Annotated in this window: 16 protein-coding genes; 9 read left to right on the top strand and 7 right to left on the bottom strand. The window is 67.5% G+C overall.

All coding sequences use genetic code 11. The annotated features are described in order from the left end of the window. Positions 1–61: 61 nt before the first annotated feature. Positions 62–2,158, top strand: coding sequence for a fused MFS/spermidine synthase (locus tag AC1DYI_RS00510; protein ID WP_477202113.1), 2,097 nt, complete (start codon positions 62–64; stop codon positions 2,156–2,158). Positions 2,159–2,190: 32 nt separating this feature from the next. Here the strand turns inward: AC1DYI_RS00510 and AC1DYI_RS00505 are convergent, their stop codons facing one another. Next, the gene (locus tag AC1DYI_RS00505) at positions 2,191–3,819 is read right to left on the bottom strand and encodes a peptide chain release factor 3 (RefSeq protein ID WP_477202112.1); all 1,629 of its coding nucleotides are present in this window, start codon (positions 3,817–3,819) and stop codon (positions 2,191–2,193) included. Between the two features lie 208 nt (positions 3,820–4,027). Here AC1DYI_RS00505 and AC1DYI_RS00500 point away from each other — a divergent pair, with 208 nt between their 5' ends. Together AC1DYI_RS00500 and AC1DYI_RS00495 are read left to right on the top strand one after the other, a co-directional pair. Next, complete coding sequence (locus AC1DYI_RS00500; protein WP_477202111.1) at positions 4,028–4,927, top strand: hypothetical protein; 900 nt, start codon at positions 4,028–4,030, stop codon at positions 4,925–4,927. Next, positions 4,924–5,550 carry a hypothetical protein gene (locus tag AC1DYI_RS00495; RefSeq protein WP_477202110.1) on the top strand — a complete coding sequence of 209 codons (627 nt, stop codon included), beginning with the start codon at positions 4,924–4,926 and terminating at the stop codon, positions 5,548–5,550. The genes AC1DYI_RS00500 and AC1DYI_RS00495 overlap by 4 nt, the downstream gene beginning before the upstream one ends. A gap of 54 nt (positions 5,551–5,604) precedes the next feature. Here AC1DYI_RS00495 and AC1DYI_RS00490 read toward each other — a convergent pair whose 3' ends face one another. Further along, entirely contained in the window at positions 5,605–6,438 is an 834-nt protein-coding gene (locus AC1DYI_RS00490) for a CsgG/HfaB family protein (protein ID WP_477202109.1), read from the bottom strand. A gap of 50 nt (positions 6,439–6,488) precedes the next feature. On the opposite strand from AC1DYI_RS00490, the gene AC1DYI_RS00485 reads away from it, so the two are divergent. From AC1DYI_RS00485 to AC1DYI_RS00460, 6 genes are all read left to right on the top strand, one after another. After that, positions 6,489–7,397 carry an Fpg/Nei family DNA glycosylase gene (locus AC1DYI_RS00485; protein ID WP_477202108.1) on the top strand — a complete coding sequence of 303 codons (909 nt, stop codon included), beginning with the start codon at positions 6,489–6,491 and terminating at the stop codon, positions 7,395–7,397. Between the two features lie 130 nt (positions 7,398–7,527). Beyond that, positions 7,528–7,932, top strand: coding sequence for a hypothetical protein (locus AC1DYI_RS00480; protein WP_477202107.1), 405 nt, complete (start codon positions 7,528–7,530; stop codon positions 7,930–7,932). A gap of 158 nt (positions 7,933–8,090) precedes the next feature. Further along, positions 8,091–8,999: an amino acid ABC transporter substrate-binding protein gene (locus tag AC1DYI_RS00475; RefSeq protein WP_477202106.1), complete on the top strand. Its 909-nt coding sequence runs from the start codon at positions 8,091–8,093 to the stop codon at positions 8,997–8,999. 8 nt (positions 9,000–9,007) lie between these two features. Then, positions 9,008–9,742 carry a cysteate racemase gene (gene cuyB, locus AC1DYI_RS00470; protein ID WP_477202105.1) on the top strand — a complete coding sequence of 245 codons (735 nt, stop codon included), beginning with the start codon at positions 9,008–9,010 and terminating at the stop codon, positions 9,740–9,742. Next, on the top strand, positions 9,742–10,986 hold the full coding sequence (locus tag AC1DYI_RS00465) for a D-amino acid dehydrogenase (RefSeq protein ID WP_477202104.1): 1,245 nt from the start codon (positions 9,742–9,744) through the stop codon (positions 10,984–10,986). Before cuyB ends, AC1DYI_RS00465 begins: the two co-directional genes overlap by 1 nt. 57 nt (positions 10,987–11,043) lie before the next feature. Beyond that, positions 11,044–11,496, top strand: coding sequence for a RidA family protein (locus AC1DYI_RS00460; RefSeq protein ID WP_477202103.1), 453 nt, complete (start codon positions 11,044–11,046; stop codon positions 11,494–11,496). A 25-nt stretch (positions 11,497–11,521) separates the two neighbouring features. On the opposite strand, the gene AC1DYI_RS00455 is transcribed toward AC1DYI_RS00460, so the two are convergent. The 5 genes from AC1DYI_RS00455 to AC1DYI_RS00435 all read right to left on the bottom strand — a co-directional run bounded on the left by AC1DYI_RS00455 (position 11,522) and on the right by AC1DYI_RS00435 (position 18,720). Beyond that, positions 11,522–12,409, bottom strand: a complete 888-nt coding sequence (locus AC1DYI_RS00455; RefSeq protein WP_477202102.1) for a LysR family transcriptional regulator — start codon at positions 12,407–12,409, stop codon at positions 11,522–11,524. Positions 12,410–12,431: 22 nt separating this feature from the next. After that, positions 12,432–12,950 carry a Dps family protein gene (locus AC1DYI_RS00450; RefSeq protein WP_477202101.1) on the bottom strand — a complete coding sequence of 173 codons (519 nt, stop codon included), beginning with the start codon at positions 12,948–12,950 and terminating at the stop codon, positions 12,432–12,434. 111 nt (positions 12,951–13,061) lie between these two features. Beyond that, entirely contained in the window at positions 13,062–14,528 is a 1,467-nt protein-coding gene (locus AC1DYI_RS00445) for a catalase (RefSeq protein ID WP_477202100.1), read from the bottom strand. Positions 14,529–14,665: 137 nt separating this feature from the next. Further along, the gene (locus AC1DYI_RS00440; RefSeq protein ID WP_477202099.1) at positions 14,666–17,644 is read right to left on the bottom strand and encodes an annexin; all 2,979 of its coding nucleotides are present in this window, start codon (positions 17,642–17,644) and stop codon (positions 14,666–14,668) included. A gap of 152 nt (positions 17,645–17,796) precedes the next feature. Further along, entirely contained in the window at positions 17,797–18,720 is a 924-nt protein-coding gene (locus tag AC1DYI_RS00435) for a LysR substrate-binding domain-containing protein (RefSeq protein WP_477202098.1), read from the bottom strand. Positions 18,721–19,008 lie beyond the last annotated feature (288 nt).

Below are 19,008 nucleotides of genomic sequence, written 5' to 3'. Positions count from 1 at the left end.
ACGTCAGCTGAGAGCGCACCCGATCAGCGCACCGATAGGTTTTCCGATGAATCAGACTGCCATGCCGATCGGAGCCGCCAGGCCCGCGGCTTCCGATGCTGGCACCGCCACGCGCTATCTCTTCATCACGTGCATCTTCCTGTCGGCCTTCCTGCTGTTCCTGGTGCAGCCGATCATCGCCAAGCAGATCATGCCGTGGTTCGGCGGTACGTCCGCCGTGTGGACCACCTGCCTGATGTTCTTCCAATTGGTCCTGCTGGCAGGCTATGCCTACTCCGACCTGGCGACGCGCCGCCTCGCGCCTCGTTCGCACGCTGTGGTGCACATCGCCTTGCTGTGTGCCGCCACTGCGATGCTGCCCGTCATCCCGGGCGAGTGGCTGAAGCCTGATCCAACGCAAGCGCCGATCGGCCAACTCCTGCTCCTGCTTTTGGTGACCGTCGGACTGCCCTACTTCTGTCTCGCGACGACCGGGCCCCTGCTGCAATCCTGGTACACGCGCCTGTTCCCGGGCAGCTCGGTCTATCGGTTGTTCGCCCTGTCCAACCTGGCGTCGCTGGTCGCGCTGCTGGCCTACCCGTTCGTCATCGAACCCTTTGCGGGCAGCCTGCAGCAGTCGAATGCCTGGAGCGTCGGCTTCGGGGCCTTCGCAGTGATCTGCGCCCTGTGCGCGTGGGCGGCCCGCCATGCGCCGCCTCGCGTGGCGGCAGCCACTGCCGTGGCCACGGAGCCCACCGAGAGGGCGACACCGCCGACGGGGAAAGACTACGCCTGGTGGCTGGTTCTTTCCGCCATGGGCTCGATGATGTTGATGTCCGTGACCGGTCACATCACGCAAAACATTGCGGCCGTGCCGATGTTGTGGCTGTTGCCGCTGTCGCTGTACTTGCTGACCTTCGTGCTCTGCTTCGAAGGGCGCGGCTGGTACCGGCGCCCCATCTTCGCGGCACCGATGATTCTGTCGCTCGCGGCAATGGCGTGGTTCATGAACGTCGTCCTGGCCGACATCGATATCCCGGTGACCGTTGCGACCTATGCGGTTGGCACCTTCTGCTGCTGCATGTTCTTCCACGGTGAACTCAGCCTGCGCAAACCGGCGGCGGCATACCTCACCCAGTTCTATCTGACCTTAAGTCTGGGCGGGGCCCTGGGGGGCATGGTGATCGGCGTGGTCGCGCCCCATGTGCTCGACAGCATGTTCGAGTTCCCGATCACGCTCGTCATCACGGCCGTGCTCATGCTGGTGCTGTGGCGTCATTACCTCACCGCCAACAAGGCGGCGCACGTCGTCCTCGCGCTGGCCCTTGCCAGCACCGTCGCCACCGTGTTCATGGCCGGTGTGACGATCTATCGCGAAACCGCAGACACCTCAGTGCGCATGAGGAACTTCTACGCTGCATCGCACGTGATGGAACGCAAGAGTGAGGGCGAGGCGATGCGCACCCTGCACAACGGCCGGATCATGCACGGCATGCAGTTCACGGCGCCGGCCTATCGCACCACGCCGACGTCCTACTACGGCGCGTCCAGCGGCGTCGCACCGGCCATCCACCACTTTGCCGGCCGACCGGCACGCGTCGGTGTGATCGGCCTGGGTGCCGGCACCATGGCCGCGTACGGCAAGGACAAGGACGTCTTCCGCTTCTACGAGATCAATCCACAGAGCATCGAGATCGCGCAGCGCGACTTCACGTTCCTGAAGGACTCGCCAGCGCAGATTGAACTGGTGCTCGGCGATGCGCGCCTCCAAATGCAGGCGGAACTGGCGAGGGGCGAACCGGGTCAGTTCGACGTTCTGGTCATCGATGCGTTCTCAGGCGATTCAATCCCGGTGCACCTGCTGACGAAGGAGGCTATGGACGTCTACCGCGCGCACATGAAGCCGAACGGCATCATCGCCTTCCATGTTTCCAACCTCTTTCTCGACTTGCCACCGGTCGTGGCCGGCCTTGCTGAAAATGCCGGCATGCAAGCCGTGCTGCTGCACTACCGAGAAAAGAAGCTTCCTGAGACGGCCTCGTCTTGGGTCCTGGTGACCAATGACCGACAGTTCCTGAGTGATCCGCAGGCCATGAAGCGGCGCGAACCTATTACCTCCATCCCCGGCCTGGCGTTGTGGACGGACAGCCGTAACAACCTGTTCCAGATCCTCAAATGACGCCTTGACAAAGGGCGACGCGTCGCTCCCGATCACCCCTCCAACCGCTTCTGAAACACCAACCCCGCGTGCTCCCGCAGCGCGTGGAACTTGATCTTCGGCCAGTTGCCTTCGATCGCGCGCAGCTCAGCGGCGTATTCCAGTAGCAAGGTTGGCGCGTTGACCGCGTCGTAGGCGATGCGGTGGCTGTTGCCGTCGATGAAGCGCTTGAGTTCCTGATCGCCGCCATCGGCCGCGTCGCAGGTCACCCAGCGGGCGACGTTGTAGCGGGCTGGAGTCACGCGGGCCTTGACGCCGTATTCGTGCTCCAGCCGGTGCGCGACGACTTCGAACTGCAGTTGACCCACCGCGCCCAGCAGCAGCACGGTGCCGAGGATCGGGCGGAAGACCTGGATCGCGCCTTCTTCGCCGAGCTGGGTCAGGCCGGCGCGCAGCTGCTTGGTCTTCAGCGGGTCGGCCACTTCGACCGAGCGGAAGAGTTCCGGCGCAAAAAACGGCAGACCGGTGAATTGCAGCGCTTCGCCTTCGGTCAGCGTGTCGCCGAGTTGCAGCACGCCGTGGTTCGGGATGCCGATGATGTCGCCGGCGAACGCTTCGTCGAGCAGCTCGCGCTTCTGGCTCATGAAGGTGACCACGGTGTTGGGCCGCAGCTCCTTGCCTGAGCGCACCACCTTCATGCGCATGCCGCGCTCGAACTTGCCCGAGGCCACGCGAACGAAGGCGATGCGGTCGCGGTGGGCCGGGTCCATGTTGGCCTGGATCTTGAAGACCACGCCGCTGAACTTCGGCTCGTCGGGCTCCACCGTGCGCTGGATCGCGGTGCGGGTGCTGGGCGAGGGCGCCAGATTGACCAGCGCGTCGAGCACTTCCTGCACGCCGAAGTTGTTGACCGCCGAACCGAAGAACATCGGTGTCTGGCGGCCGGCCAGGAACTCGGTTTCGTCGAACGCCGGCGCGGCGTCGCGCACCAGTTCGATCTCGCCGGCGGCCTGCTCGTAGGCGGCACCGAAGCGGTCGTTCAGTGCAGGGTTCGTGATGCCGTCGACGATTTCCTCGGTGCCGGCGATGCGGTCTTCGCCCGGCGTGAAGACGCGCATCTGGTTCTTGCGCAGGTCGAGCACGCCACCGAAGAACTTGCCCATGCCGACCGGCCAGGTGAAGGGCACGACGGTCATGCCCAGCTCACGCTCGATCTCGTCCATCAGCGCGAGCGGCTCCTGCACCTCGCGGTCCATCTTGTTGACGAAGGTCAGGATGGGTGTGTTGCGGGCGCGGCAGACCTGCAGCAGCCGTCGCGTCTGCGGCTCCACGCCGTTCGCCGCGTCGATCACCATCAGCGCCGCATCGACGGCGGTCAGCACGCGGTAGGTGTCTTCCGAGAAGTCCTGGTGGCCCGGGGTGTCGAGCAGGTTGATCGTGCAGTCGCGGTACTCCATCTGCATGACCGACGAGGCGACCGAGATGCCGCGCTGCTTTTCGATCTCCATCCAGTCGGACGTTGCATGGCGGCTGGCCTTGCGCGCCTTCACCGAGCCGGCGATCTGGATCGCGCCCGAGAACAGCAGCAGCTTTTCCGTCAGCGTGGTCTTGCCCGCATCGGGGTGGGAGATGATCGCGAAGGTGCGCCGGCGGCGCACATGGGGCGTGAGGTCGGAGGCCATGGCAGGTCAAGCGCAGCGCCGCGGCGTGCAGGCCGGGCGGCGGGGAGAAGGGGTGGCCCGGGGTGCAGGCCATGTAGAGCCGGATTATCGGCTGCCCGCCATCCCCTGGATGAAGGTGACCAGCTTGTGCACGGTGGGTCGGCTGGCGCGTTGGGTGACGGCCGACTTCGGCGCGCCGCGCTGAGCGTCTCCAACCCGAGTCTTGCCGATGAAAACGCCGTACCTTTTGAGCAGATTCGCGCTGGCGACACTAGCGTTGATCGCCAGCACCGCAGGCGCCGCCGACGCCCCGAACAGCCCCAAGCCCATCCATCTTCATACAGTCGGCAGCGGCAATGTCGAGGGCTTGAAGAAGGGTATCGCCTTCAGCGTCGAAGCCTGCCGCGTGACCAAGAACCTGCCCACCGGCGCGCCGATCAAGATGCCGTCGGACACCTACCTGGGCAAGCTCGCGATCGCCGAATCGGACGAATACTTCGACGGGGCCAAGTGGGCGACCTTCAGCACTTCCCGCCTGCTCTGGGCTGACCCACGCAGTTCGTGCGAGCTCAGGCTGTTTCACGAGCGGCACGCGTGGGTCGGGCAGGTCTGCAGTGATGGTGTCGGCGGCGGCTCGACGGCATTGGGCGATCTGGTCGACATGGAGCATCCGGCCGCGCCGAAGGTGGACATTTCCGCCGACCCGGGTGCGCGACGCAACTGCGGCCGACGCGCGCGTGCCTACGAGCTCGAGGGTCTGTCGCAGGAAGACGCCGGCCTGGGCGCGCGCTGCGTCTGGCAGTCGGACGTGATCGCAAAATCGATGCGTCAGGCTGGTTTGTCCGCCCAGGGTCACGACCCGAACAGCCCTGCGGTCGACTTCTGCCTGTACGCGGGCCAGCCGATCTACGTCTTCAACGGCCACCACGAAATGGTGGTGCTCAAGAGCAGCGGCTCCGCCAAGGGCGACGTGATGGACCAGCTGATGGGCCTCAACACCGCGTACATGAACAGCCGGCTGATCGAGTTCAGCGATGGGCCGCTGATCCCGGCCGACCGCTTCAGCGAACGCGCGCTGCGCACCTTCCTCGAACAGCTGGCAATCACCTCGCTGGGAGACTCACCATGACCTTGTCGCGCACCGCGTCGGCGGTTTTCTCCTTGGCCTGTGCGGTCGTTGTCCAGGCCTGTTCGGGCGCCGCATCGACGACATCCGACGTGGCCATCGCTCGAGCGCAGGCGTTGCTGCAGCCGGGTCAACCGGCCGCGCTGCAAGCCCAGGCCGCGCCGCGCGACACCTTCATCGTGCGCCGGACCGAACCGCTGAAGCCCGACCAGGTGGGTCAGTTCCACATCCGTTTCGACCGCGCCTACCAGGGGGTGCCTGTAGCAGGTGGCGACATCATCGTCCACCTGATGCCGGACGGCACGCTGACCAATGTGACCCGCATGCTCACCGCGCCGCTGGACCTGCCGACCGTCACCCCGCGAATGCGACGCGATGAGGCTCTGTCCCAGGCGCTGGAATCGTTTCGAAAGAAAGGGCGTGAGGCGACGACCAGCGCGGAGCTGACCGTGGCCGCGTGGACCCTCGTTGCGCCGGCTCCCACGCTGACTTGGCGAGTCGAAGTGGTCGGAACTTACTGCCAGCATCCGAGCCGGATGCAGTACTGGTTCGACGCGCTGTCGGGCCAACTGCTCAACCAGCATGACGAGCAGGAATCGGCCTTGCCGATGACCTGCCAGGAATAGAACCGACGACAGCGGTGGCGGGCGGCATGTCCGCCGCCTCACCGCACCTCGGCTTCAGCCGCCTGCCGTCTTCTTGCCCTTCGTCGGCACCGGCGGCGGCAGGTCCTTGGCTTGCAGCTCGCGCACCGAGGCCACCAGCTGGTTGTGTGCGTCCAGGAAGGCGGCGGCGATCACCTTGCCTTCGTTGCTGTTGCTCCAGCCGGCACCGGCGGCGCCGCCCAGCTTGCCCAGAATCAGGCCGCCCATGCCCAGGTCGGTCACGCGCACCGAGCCAGTCGAGGCGGCCACCTGCTCGGTGGTCTCGTTGTCGGTCAACAGCAAGGTCACTTGCGCGTCCTTCAGCTTGACCTGCTCGGCCACGCCGACGAGCTTGTTCAGCACCGGGATCATGCTGAGGATGCCGCCGATCTCGCGTCCAGCGTCCTTTTCCGAGAAGGTCAGGGCGGGCGTCAGCGTGTACTGGGCTTCATAGCCCTTGCCCTTCTCGACCGTGCTGCCTTGCTTGCGCAGCACGCCGGCGTCCTTCAGCTCCTGCTCCTGGATCGTGCCGCGCAGGCCGGCGGCGCGGTCGACGACGCGAAAGCAGTTGCTCTGCTGGGCCAACAACCGTACCAGTGGCAGCGGCGTTGACGGCAGGTGGTAGCTGCTGGAATAGGTGTAGCCGTTCGGGTTCTCGACCAGGGCCAGCGTGGCCACCGGCGCGTCGCAACGCTGCAGCTCGTGCGCCGCGTTGTGCGCGCCATTCGGGCCGGCCGAGCCGCTGACGATCGCGCCGCCCTCGCCGAGGTCGGTCTTGCTCTTGCCGCAGCCAGTCAGGCTGAGGGCGGCGGCCAGCGCGACCGCGGCGAATGCCAGGCGCTGCGCGCTCGTGTGAGTGGTCTTTGTCATGTCCCTCGTCCTGCTGTGTGCTCGCGAAAGGCTGCGATGATGCCAGCACCGTGCCTGAACTCCCTGACGTTTCTGTCTACGCCGAGAGCCTGGCCGCGAAGCTAGGGGGATCGGTGTTGCGGCGCATCCGCATCGTCAACCCCTTCCTGCTGCGCACCGCGGTGCCGCCCATCAACGCGGCTGAAGGTCGATCGGTGCACGGCGTGGAGCGGCTGGGCAAGCGGGTCGTCATCGCGCTGCAGGGCGACGTGCCCGGCGACGCGGCAAAGGACTGGTTCCTGGTGCTGCACCTGATGATCGCCGGACGCCTGCATTGGTACGCGGCCGGTGCCAAGCCGCCGGCCAAGGGTGCGCAGGCCTTCTTCGAGTTCGACGCCGGCACACTGGTCTTCACCGAAGCCGGTACACAGCGCCGCGCGTCGCTGCATCTGGTGGCCGGTCGCGAGGCGTTGGCCGCGATGGACCCCGGCGGTCTGGAAGTGATGCAGGCCAGCCAAGCCGAGTTTGATGCGCGACTGCTCGCCGGCAAGCACACGCTCAAGCGCGCCTTGACCGCGCCGCAAGCCTTCAGCGGCATCGGCAACAGCTACTCCGACGAGATCCTGCACCGCGCGCGTTTGTCGCCGGTGACGCTGACCACCTCGCTCAGCGCCGACGAGCGCGTGCGCTTGTTCGAGGCCACACGCGAGGTGTTGGCCGAGTGGACCGAGCGGCTGCGCGCCGAGGCCGCGCGCAGCGGTGGCTGGCCAAAAAGCGTGACGGCGTTTCGGCCCGAGATGGCGGTCCACGGCCGCTTTGGCCAGCCTTGCCCGGTCTGCAGCGCGCCGGTGCAGCGCATCGTCTACGCCAGCAACGAGACCAACTACTGCGCCCGTTGCCAGACTGGCGGCAAGCTGTTGGCCGACCGTGCGTTGTCGCGGCTGCTGAAGGCCAGCTGGCCGAAAACACTGGACGACTAGCTCCCAGGCTCAGTGGCATGGGCATGACGATTGCCGCGGTCAGGGCATGCCGGACTTCGTCGCCGCAAGTCACCGTTTTTTACCTTGGCTTCACGCCTGGCCAACGCGACGCTTGCAGGATCGAGCGACCATGAACGAAGCCCTGCAATCCTCCGCTTCCGGCGGCGAGGGCGGTGCCGTGCTGGTACCGCTCTATGTGGCTGGTGTCTTCCGCGAGGCGCCGGCCGATTTTCGCGTGCAGCTGATCGAGTGCTTGATGCGTCCGATGGGCGCGCTCGGTCTGGTGGCCGTGGCCGGCGGCGTCTTTGCCGCCGTGCGTCAGCGCCATGGCTGGGCCCGGTTGCAGGTGACGCTGGACGATGCCGCGCGCATCAGCGCCGACCAGGTGATGGAGTTGGCAGCCTACCTGCAGCAAGCCACGCCCGAGGTCTTTCGCCAAGTGGCCGATCTGGTGGCCGATCAGCCGCTGGCTGTCGGAGGCCTGAGTGCGGTGCTGTTGCTGAACGTCCTGCGCAGCGTACGGCGCAGCAACTAGCGACACGGCACGATCGTGGCTGCCCCGACGGCCGGCGGGGGTGCCATCAGCAGACCTTATGGTCTTCGCTCAAGACGCAATGAATGCCCGCCGACGCCGTGACTAGCATTTGTCCTGTCGCCTCGCCGCAGCCCGCGGCCACCCGAAAGGACTTCACGATGCATCGCTCGATCTTTGTTGCTGCCCCGGCCCTGCTCGCGCTGGGCCTGCTGGCGGGTGCACCGGCCCCCGTCTGGACCCAGGAAGCCACCACGCTGGACAAGATCAAGGCGCAAGGCCACATGACCGTGGCCTACCGCGAGTCGTCGATCCCGTTTTCCTACCTGGGCGGTGACGCGCAGCCCACTGGCTTCGGCTGGGAGATCTGCGCCAAGGTGGTCGAGCAGGTGAAGAAGGCCACCGGCCGCGCCGACCTGCAGGTCGAGGCGCATGCCGTGTCCTCGCAGAACCGCATCCCGCTGCTGCAGAACGGCACGATCGACATCGAGTGCGGCTCGACCACCAACAACAGCGAGCGTGCCAAGCAGGTGGCGTTCGCGACGAACTACTTCTACACCGGCACGCGCCTGCTGGTGAAGGCGAACTCACCGGTCCAGTCGCTGGCCGACCTGGCCGGCAAGAAGGTGGTCTCGACCACCGGCACCACCAACTTGCAGGTGCTGCGCCGGGTCAACCTCGAGCGCAAGCTCGGTTTCGAGCTGCTGGCGGCCAAGGACCACGCCGAGTCCGTGTTGCTCGTGCAGCAAGGGCGGGCCGATGCCTTCGGGATGGACGACATCCTGCTCTACGGCCTGCGCGCCAGCTCGCTCAACCCGGCCGAGTTGACGGTGGTCGGCGAGGCGATTCAGGTCGAGCCCTACGCCATCATGCTGCGCAAGGACGACCCCGCCTTCAAGAAACTGGTCGACGACACGCTGGCCGCGTTGATCCGCAGCGGCGAATTCGAGGCGCTGTACAAGAAGTGGTTTCTGTCGCCGATTCCGCCCAAGGGCATCAACCTGAATGCGCCGATGAGCCCGCAGCTGCGGGACAACCTGAAGGCCCTGTCCGACAAGCCGGCGACCTGAGCCCTGCTGTGATCGACAACAGTGCCGCGGCGGGCGTGGTCGGCATCCTGGGCGGTATGGGCCCGCTGGCCACGATCGACTTCATGCGCAAGATGCTGCTGGCCACGCCCGCAGCCACCGACCAGGAGCACGTGCCGGTGGTCGTCAGCTCGATTCCCCAAGTGCCCGATCGCAACGAGGCTTTCCGCGGCGAAGGCGAGTCACCGTTGGCCGCGCTGGTGGCCAGCGGGCGGCGCCTGGCCGGTGCAGGTGCGCAGCTGATCGTGATGCCGTGCAACACCGCGCACCTCTGGTTCGACGAGCTGCAGCGCTCGCTCGAGCTGCCGATGCTGCACCTGGTCGACGCTGCATTGCACGACGCGGTGGCGCTGGCCGGCCCGTCTGCCCGCATCGGCCTGCTGGCCACTGACGCTGCACTGGCTTCGGGGCTCTACCTCAATCGCCAGATGCAGGGCGCGCCGGCGGTGCAGTGGCTGCTGCCGACCGCGCGCGAGATGCTGGAGTGGGTCATGCCCGGCATTGCGGCGGTCAAGGCAGGTGATCTGTCGGGCGGCGCGGATCGGCTGCTCGCCGCCGCGCTGGCCTTGAAGCAACGGGGCGCCAGCGCCTTGGTGTTGGGCTGCACCGAGATTCCGCTGGTGCTCGACGCGGCCAACGTGCCACTGCCGCTGATCGATGCAACCGCTGCGTTGGCGCACCGGGCCGTGGCGTGGTCGCTCGGCCAGCGGCGGCTGACGGCCTGATGGCGCGCCGCCACGTCTGCATCGTCGGCGCCGGCATCGTCGGTTGCGCGACCGCCTATGCCTTGGCGCGCGCCGGCTGGCAGGTGACGTTGGTCGACGCGCTGCACGCACCAGGCCAAGGCGCCAGCCTGGCCAACGGTGCGCAGCTGAGCTACAGCTATGTCGAACCTTTGGCCACGCCGGCGGCGCTGCGTGCCATGCCGGGTTGGCTGTTGTCGGCGAGCAGCCCGCTGCGCTGGCGGCCCCGTGCCGAGTGGGCGCATTGGCGCTGGCTGGCTTCCTTTCTGCTGGCCTGCCGGGCTTCGCAAGTCCAGCGCACCACCGAGGCCTTGCTGGCCTTGTCCTTCCTCAGCCGCGACACGCTGCACGCCTGGCTGAACGAGCTGCCCGGCGCCGCCGCGGCGGTGGGCCACGCCCGGCCCGGCAAGCTGGTGCTTTATCGGCATGCCGGCGCGCGCGCCGCCGTGCAGCGCCAGCTGGATTGGCAGCAGGCCCTGGGGTGCCGGCAGCGCCTGGTGAGTGCCGACGAATGCGTGGCGATCGAGCCGGCGCTGGCGGCCAGCACGGAGCCGCCGGCTGCTTTTGGCGTCTGGACCGACAGCGACGAAGTCGTCGACCCCGCGCGGCTGGCGCAAGCCCTTGCGCAGGCCAGTGGCGCCACGCTGCTGCTGGGTGAGCGTGCCTGTGGCTTCGATCGCCAAGGCGCGCGACTGCGCCGCCTGCGTCTGATGTCGGGCGAGTGCATCGAAGCCGACCACTTCGTGGTGGCAACCGGTGCTGCGACGCCCGGCCTGCTGCGCCCGCTGGGCATGCGGCTGCCGGTCGAGCCGATCAAGGGCTACAGCCTGACGCTGCCGATCGTGCAGGATGAGGCGGCGCCGCGCGTCAGCGTGACCGACCAGGCCCGCAAGCTGGTGTTCGCGCGGCTGGGCAATCGCTTGCGCGTGGCCGGCTTTGCCGACCTGGTCGGCGCGGACCTGGTCTTGGCACCGGACCGCATCGACGCCTTGCGTGAGGCCGTGCAAGCCCGCTTCCCTGGCGCCTGCGACGTGGAACAGGCCGAGCCCTGGGCCGGCCTGCGTCCGGCCACACCCAGCGGGCGACCGCTGATGGGTGTGACGCGCTGTCCGAACCTCTGGCTCAACACTGGCCACGGAGCCCTCGGGCTCACGCTGGCGGCGGGCAGCGCCGCTCAACTGACGGGGTTGATGCGCGAACGAGTGCTGCGTCCTGTCAGCCCCTAACATCACCGTGACAGGGCTTCGCGCCCGTTACCCCAAAGGTTGCCGATGGATCAACACGTGGCACAACGCCTCCAGGCCCTGGGTCTCAGCCTGCCCACCCTCACCGCGCCACGAGGCCGGTTCAAGCCCTTCGTCATCGCCGGCTCGATGCTCTACCTGTCTGGCAAAGGGGCGCCTGCGCGCCCTGGCTCTGGGCCGGTGCCGAAAGTCGGGGCCGAGGTGTCGGTCGCCGAAGCCCAGGCCTACGCGCGCGACGTCGGGCTGTACCTGCTGGCCGTGATGCAAGAGGCCCTCGGCGGCTTCTCGCGGCTGAAGCAGGTGGTCAAGGTGTTCGGCATGGTCAATGCGACGCCGGATTTCGCCCGCCACACCGAGGTGATCGACGGCTGTTCGGGCCTGCTGATCGACGTGCTCGGCGATCGCGGCGAGCATGCCCGGTCGGCCATCGGCGTCGGCTCGCTGCCGATGGGTTTCGCGGTCGAGATCGAGGCGGTCGTCGAGATCGAATGACCGGCTGACAAGTCGGCCGACGCCGTCAGGCCGCGGCCGTGACTTCGCGGAACGCGGCGATGAAATCGGCCACCGGCTGCGGCGAGCGCAGGCCCAGCGGCAGCAGCGCCTTCACCTGCACCGGAACCTCGGGCAACACGGTGCGCACATGCAGCGTGTCGCGGTGGCTGGCCTGCGCGGTGAACGAGTCGATGATGGCCGGGCCGAAGCCTTGCTCGGCCAGCACCATCGCAATGTGGTGCGTCTGTACCGTGATGCCGGCACTGGGCACCAGCCCAAGGCGGGTCCACTGGTCGGCGAGCATCGTGCCCAGCGGGTCGCGCTCGTCGATGCGGATGAACGGCGCGCGCAAGATGTCTTCCAGCGCCACGGTGCTGCGCCGGTCCGCGGCCGGGTTGCCGGCGCGTGACACGCACACCAGCCGGCCCGTGGCCACCAGCTCTTCGTGCAGCGCCGGGTGCGGCAGGCTGCCGTAGACGATGCCGACGTCACCCTCCTGCAGCGCGATCGCGCGGGCGATCTCGCTCGAATGCAGCGTGTGGATCGACACCGGCATGTCCGGGTAGCGGGCGCGAAAGCGCTGCAGTGCGGCGGGCAGGGCATGCACCGCGAGCGAGGGCACGATCAGGATGCGCAGCTGGCTGCCCTCGCCGTGGCGCAGCGCCGAAGCGATGCGCCGCACCGATTCGAGCTGCGACATCAGGCGCTGCACCTCGGGGTACAGCGCCTGGGCTTCGCGCGTGGGCACCAGCCGGTTGCGCTGGCGGGTGAAGAGCACGAAGCCGAGTTGCAGCTCGGCGTGCTGCAGCGTCTGCGTCACCGCCGGCTGCGTCACATGCAGCAGGCGCGCCGCGGCGCTCACCGTGCCGGTGAGCATCACGGCGTTGAAGGCCTCGATGTGCTTCAGGCGCATCGGCGGGGCCGGCGCGCGAGGTTCACTCTTCGAGCAGGCTACGCAGCATCCAGGCCGTCTGCTCGTGCACCGTCAGGCGCTGCGTCAGCAGGTCGGCGGTCGGCTCGTCGCCGGCCTTGTCGGCCAGCGGGAAGATGCTGCGTGCGGTGCGGGCGACGGCCTCGTGGCCCTCGACCAGGATGCGCACCATCTCCAGCGCTTTGGGTGGCGTGGCCGGTGCGTCCTTCAGCGAGCTGAGCTGGCCAAACTGGGCATAGCTGCCCGGCGCCGGATGGCCGAGCGAGCGGATGCGCTCGGCCACCGGATCGACAGCGTTCCACAGCTCGGTGTACTGGGCCATGAACATCGCGTGCAGCGTGTTGAACATCGGCCCGGTCACGTTCCAGTGGAAGTTGTGCGTGGTCAGGTACAGCGTGTAGGTGTCGGCCAGCAGCTTGGCCAGGCCGCCAGCGATGGCGGCGCGGTCCTTGTCGCTGATGCCGATGTTGATGCTCACGCCGCCACGGCCAGCCGGCACGCTCTTGTCTTTCGCTTTCGCCATCAGGGGTTCTCCTGTCGGTGGGTGGATTCGGCCGCTACGGTACCAGCGCAGCCACCCGGCCGCATCGACGCGGCCGGGTGACCCTGATCAAGCCCGCGGGGCGCGGCGGGCTCAACGCTCGCGCAGGTCCGCCAGCTTGCGCAGCACCGCCGCACCATACGCCGGGTCGGCTTTCGTGAAGTGGCCGATCTGCAGTTCCTGCACATCCGCGGTCACGCTCTTCATCGCGTTGGCGATGTTGGTCGTCAGCCGGTCCTGCGCATCGGGCGGCATCAGGCGGAACAGGTTGCCGGCCTGGGTGAAATCGTCCGACTCGCCGCGCTCGTCGTAGCGGCCGGCCGCGCCGTCCAGCGCCCAGCCAGGGTCGCCGTGGCCGAAGCCGGATGGCGCTGTGCCGGCGGCGTTCACCGTCTCGTAGTTGGGCGCCGCACCGCCGTTGTGGATCGCCATCGCGCCGTCGCGCTGCTGGTTGTGGAACGGGCAGCGCGCGCGGTTGACCGGCAGGTGCTGGTGGTTGGTGCCGACGCGGTACAGCTGCGCGTCGTGGTACGCGAACAGCCGCCCTTGCAGCATCTTGTCGGGGCTGTAGCCCATGCCCGGTACCAGATTGGCGGGCGAGAACGCGGCCTGCTCGACCTCGGCGTGGTAGTTGTCGGGGTTGCGGTTCAGCTCCAGCACGCCGACAGGGATGCGCGGGAAGTCCGCATGCGGCCAGACCTTGGTCAGGTCGAACGGGTTCCAGCCGGTGCGGCGCTCGAACTCATCGGCTTGCGCGGCGGTCATCACCTGAATCGAGACGTCCCACTGCGGGAAGTCGCCGGCGGCGATCGCGTTGAACAGATCGCGCTGCGCGTGGTCCGGGTCGGTGCCGGCCAGGCGCGCGGCCTCGTCGGCCATCAGGTTCTTGATGCCTTGCTTGGTCTTCAGGTGCCACTTGACCCAGACGCGCTCGCCGGCCGCGTTGATCAGGCTGTAGGTGTGGCTGCCGAAGCCGTCCATGTGGCGGTAGCCGTCGGGCGTGCCGCGGTCGCTGAACAGCATCGTGACCTGGTGCAGAGACTCCGGCGCGTGGCTCCAGAAGTCCCACATCATCTGGGCCGATTTCAGGTTCGTCTGCGGGTCGCGCTTTTGCGTGTGGACGAAGTCGGGGAACTTGATCGGGTCCTTGATGAAGAACATCGGCGTGTTGTTGCCGACCAGGTCCCAGTTGCCGTCTTCGGTGTAGAAGCGCAGCGCAAAGCCACGCGGGTCACGCTCGGTGTCGGCTGAGCCGCGCTCGCCGCCAACTGTCGAGAAGCGCACGAAGGTTTCGGTGGTCTTGCCAACCTGGGCGAACAGCTTGGCCTGTGTGTATTTCGTGATGTCGTGCGTGACGGCGAAAGTGCCGTAGGCGCCCGAGCCCTTGGCATGCACGACGCGCTCGGGAATACGTTCGCGGTTGAAGTGCTGCAGCTTCTCGATCAGGTGGAAGTCCTGCAGCAGCAACGGGCCGCGCGGTCCGGCCGACAGCGAGTTCTGGTTGTCGGCGACCGGGATGCCGGAGGCGGTGGTCAGGCGGGGCGGGGGGGTCTTGCTCATCGTCGGTTCCTGTGTGAGGCGGCCCGTGGGGCGATGAGCAAAGTCTATTTTTCGGGGTCCGCGAAGGCCAATTGAGTTTGTTCAGCGCGGCGATAGCCCCGCGCGGCTTGACGGGCCGCGCGGTCGGTGCGGGCAACCTACTTCATGCTCCAGCCCGGGTGCGGTGGACCGATGTCGCTGGGCTTCAGGTAACCCTCTTCGACCAGCCGCTGCGCGGTGCGCGCTTCGACAGGCACGCCACCGACATCGACCGCCTGCAGCTCGATGAAGCCGCCCTTGGCTTCGATCGACACGCTGTCCCATTGATTGATGTAGGCGAAGCCGACCGCCAGTCGCTCGGGCGTGGCCGGTGGTGGGCCGACCAGCGCTGTCGCCTTCTCGGCCCATTCGGCGAAGTCCTCGGAGGCCAAGGTGTCGAAGCGCTGCGCGCCGGCCTGTTCGGCCCGGTAGATCCAGTCGCCCCAGTCGGTCTTCAGCTCGGCCAGCGAGGTCAGATGCGAGGCCTCGAAGTACATCGGCTTGAGGTCCAGCACCGCCGACGGCGGACGGCCCACATGCGTGGCCGCGTCGTCGATCCACTTCGCCCAGTCTTCCTTGGTGGCCAGCGTTTCGACCGGTGGCATGCCGGCAGCCTCGGCGTCGCGCACCCAGTTGCCGAACTCGGGGTGCTGCTCGGCCAGCTGGCGCAGGTGCGGGGCGTCGTGGTACGGCGAAGCGCCGATCAGCGCCTCGTGCGTCCGGGCCGGTGGCTTGAGCCAGTCTTTCTTGTAGGGGTCGGCGCCCGCGGCCTTGCGGTCGGCCAGGATGATGCCGCGCAGCGGATGGTTCGGATCGTCGTAGACCTTCTTCAGCGTGTCGTTGCGAAACAGCTGGCGCGGATGCCGCCAGAAGTCCTTCGGCTTGCTCTCCAGGTACCAGGGCATGCGCGTCGGGATCGACCGGCTGGCGGCACCCTCGGCCGCCTGAGAAGCCCCGCGCGACAGCGCGCCGCGTGGCACGATCGGCACCATGGCCATCATGGCGCCGGCACCGCCAGCGACCGTGGCGTTCTCGCCGATCTGCTTCAGGCCATCGAGGAAATCGCCGGACCAGGTCTCGCTCTCGGTCGCCGTGCGCGCGACGCTGTCACCAACGCCCACCTGCATGCCGATGATCACCTGGTCGCCGACCTTGTTGCGTACCGCACCCAAGACGGTGCCGCGGGTGGTGGCCAGCGCTGCGTCGTCGGCCAGCGAAACGCCGAGCGAGGTGGCCCGCCCGATCGGCACCGCACCGGTGGCGCCGGACACCGTGCCGATCAGCACCTGCCGCGCCACTTCGGTGCCGCCGGCCTGCGAGTCGACGGCGACGTAGGCGGTGCCGCTGGCTGTGCCTGCCGCCGCAGCCGACAACGCAGCGACCGCCAGCGGCGTCGCCGTGCCGGCGGTGGCCACGCTGACGACGACCGTGGCCGCGACCGCCGCTGTTGCGGCCGCCGTTTCGCCCGCCTGGTCCTTGGTCTCGACCAGCGTCTTGATGTTCTCTTCCGAGAAGCCGGCGTTGCGCGCAGCGGTCGCGATGTCGCCCTGCTTCAACGCGCTTTCCGAGGTGTCGAGCGTGCGGTCCAGCCGCTCGCCGTCGGTCTCGAAATCGAAGTCGGCGCGGAACAGCTGCTGCGCGAAGCCGATGCCGCTCGTGTCGCCCTCGTAGGCTTGCAACTCGCGCGTGCGCCGGTTCTTCTCGGCAATGACCGCTGCCGGGTCGGCCTTCAGGTCGATCGCGCCGCGGTCGTAGAGCTGGTCGACCAGCTCTTTTTCGTCGCGCCCGTCCAGGTCGTCGGTCAGGTCGGCGCGCAGGTCGCTGCCGTACTTTTCGCGGTAAGCCGAAGCGATGGCATCGATCTCGCCCTTGCTGTGCATGCCGAGGATCTGCCGGATGCTGTCTTCGTCGGTCCCCAGGCCGTCGACCGCGCGATGCAGCTCGACGGCGTCCTGGTCGATCTGCCACGACGCACGGCGCGGGTCGTTCGCGCCCGGTGTCTGCAGCAGGTGCAGGATGCCGGCGGCATCGTCGCCGCTCAGGTCTTCCTCCAGCCGCGATTTCAGGTCGGTGCCGTAGCGCTTCTGGAACGCCGCACTGATCGCCTGGATCTGCTCGGGTGTCTTGCCTTCGAGTGTGCTTCGCAGCGCGTCTTCGTCGGTGCCCAGGCCGTCGACCGCCTTCTGCAGCTGGATCGCGCTGTCGTCGGCGTCCCACGCGGCCTTGGCCACCGGGTCGCTGGTCGGCGCATCCAGCAGGTGAAAGATCTCGTCCTGGTCGGTGCCGCTCAGCTCGTCGTCGAGGCGGCCTTTCAGGTCGTCGCCGTAAGCCACCTGGTAGGCGGTCGAGATGGCCTTGGCCTGTTCCGGCGTCTTGCCGCGGAAGATGTCCAGCAGCGCGCCCTCGTCGGTGCCCCAGCCGTCCATCGCCTCTTTGGCCTTGGCTGCATCGGCCTGCGCTTCGCCGGTGGCCACATCGCCACCTTGCGGCGCGAACAAGCTCGTCAGGCGTGTGCTTTCTTCAGGCGAGAACCGCAACCGGGCCACTTCCTGCGGCGAGCCCTGGATCTGCTTGAGCAAGTACTGGCCGGCGTTCTGCTGGTCGGCCGGTTGACCGTAGCGCTTGGCATAGGCCTGCGCCAGCGCGTCGCGGCCCTTCGCGTCCAGGCCATCGACCAGGTCCAGCACGCCGTCGGTCGAGCCGTCTTGAACCGCCTTGTGCAGGGCCACGGCGTTGGCGTCGGACTGGTCTGCGTGCAGCAGCGATTCGGCACGCTTGGCTTCGTCGCCGCTCAGCTCGTCACGCAGTACGTGGTCGAGGTCCTTGCCGTAGTTCTGCTTGAACATCCGGCTGAGCAGGGCCAGGTCGTCGGCGCTCTTGTCCTTCAGCGTCGACCAGACCTGGTCTTCGTCGGTGCCCCAGCCGAACAGGCCGCCTTCGGTCGCATCCCACAGCCGCTTGGCGTCAGACGTGGCCTGTTGTTCGGTGTAGCGCGGCGGTGCGGGAGGTGGCGGTGGAGGCGGCGGCGTGACGGGCTGCGCATCGGCAGCTTGTGGCGGCCAATAGGGCGCGGACGCGCCTGCGTCGGAAATCAGCATGGGTTATTCCCTTTGGTGTTGTATCGCAGGCAGGATCGAGCCCGCCGTGCATCAGAGACACACCAACCGTAAGCTGACGGCGTGCGCCGAACAACGCCGAAGTTTCGTAACGTGTGGGAAAGGTGCGCGCCGCCGCTACTGCAGCGCCCGGCTCAGCCGGTCAGCCGCTTCATCCCGAGCAGCTCGCAGGCGTAGACCGCGTTGCGCAAGGCGGCGATGGCCTCATAGCGGGTGAAGGTCTTGCGCCAGGCCAGCACCACGCGGCGCGTGGGTACCGGCTCGGCAAACGGGATGAAGACCACGTGCAGCTGCGGCTCGCGCGGCACCGACAGCGCCGGCACCACGGTGACGCCCATGCCGGAAGCGACCATGTGCTTGATGGTCTCGAGCGACGAGCCTTCGAAACTCTTCTTGATGCCTTCGGCGTCGCTCGAGAAACGTGCGAACTCGGGGCAGACCTCGAGCACGTGGTCGCGAAAGCAGTGGCCGGTGCCCAGCAGCAGCATCGTCTCTCGCTTGAGCTCTTCAGACGTGATGCGCTCGCGCGACGCCAGCGGATGCGTGCGCGGCACTGCGGCCATGAAGGGCTCGTCGTACAGCGGCGCGATCGCCAGCCCGGTGTCGGGGAAGGGCTCGGCCATGATCGCGCAGTCGAGCTCACCGGTGCGCAGCATGTCCAGCAGCTTGACGGTGAAGTTCTCCTGCAGGATCAGCGGCATCTGCGGCGTGTGCTCGATCGCGTTCTTCACCAGCTCGGGCAGCAGGTAGGGGCCGATCGTGTAGATGATGCCCAGCCGCAGCGGGCCGGCCAGCGGGTCCTTGCCGCGCTTGGCGATCTCGCGGATGCCCTGCGCCTGCTCGATCACCTGCTGCGCCTGGCGCACGATGGCCTCGCCCAGCGGCGTCATCGTGACCTCGTTGCTGCCGCGCTCGAAGATTTTCATATCGAGCTCTTCTTCGAGCTTCTTGATCGCCACCGACAGCGTGGGCTGCGAAACGAAGCAGGCTTCGGCCGCGCGGCCGAAATGGCGCTCGCGGGCCACGGCGACGATGTAGCGCAGCTCGGTCAGGGTCATGGCCGCATTGTGCAGAGGTTCGCGCCACGGCTCACTCGGCCAAGAAAAAGGCTCTTTGCGCATTGAGTAGTGACAGGCGCAGGCCATGAGCCAGTGGAAGTGCATCGTGCCAGGTAGACGGCGGCAAGCCGGGTTCCCTGGAGAAGGCGATGCAGGAACAAGACTGGAAGCGGTGGTTGAAGCGGTTGCACGAGCTCAGCGCTCGGCAGCGCCAGGCGCTGATGGCGCAGTTGCACACACCGGACGAGGGCGAGCGGGTTCTGGCTCAGATTGACCAGGCGGGCGAAG

The organism is Ideonella sp. P3_A4, assembly GCF_056403075.1.
This window is presented reverse-complemented; position numbering and strand designations above follow the sequence as displayed.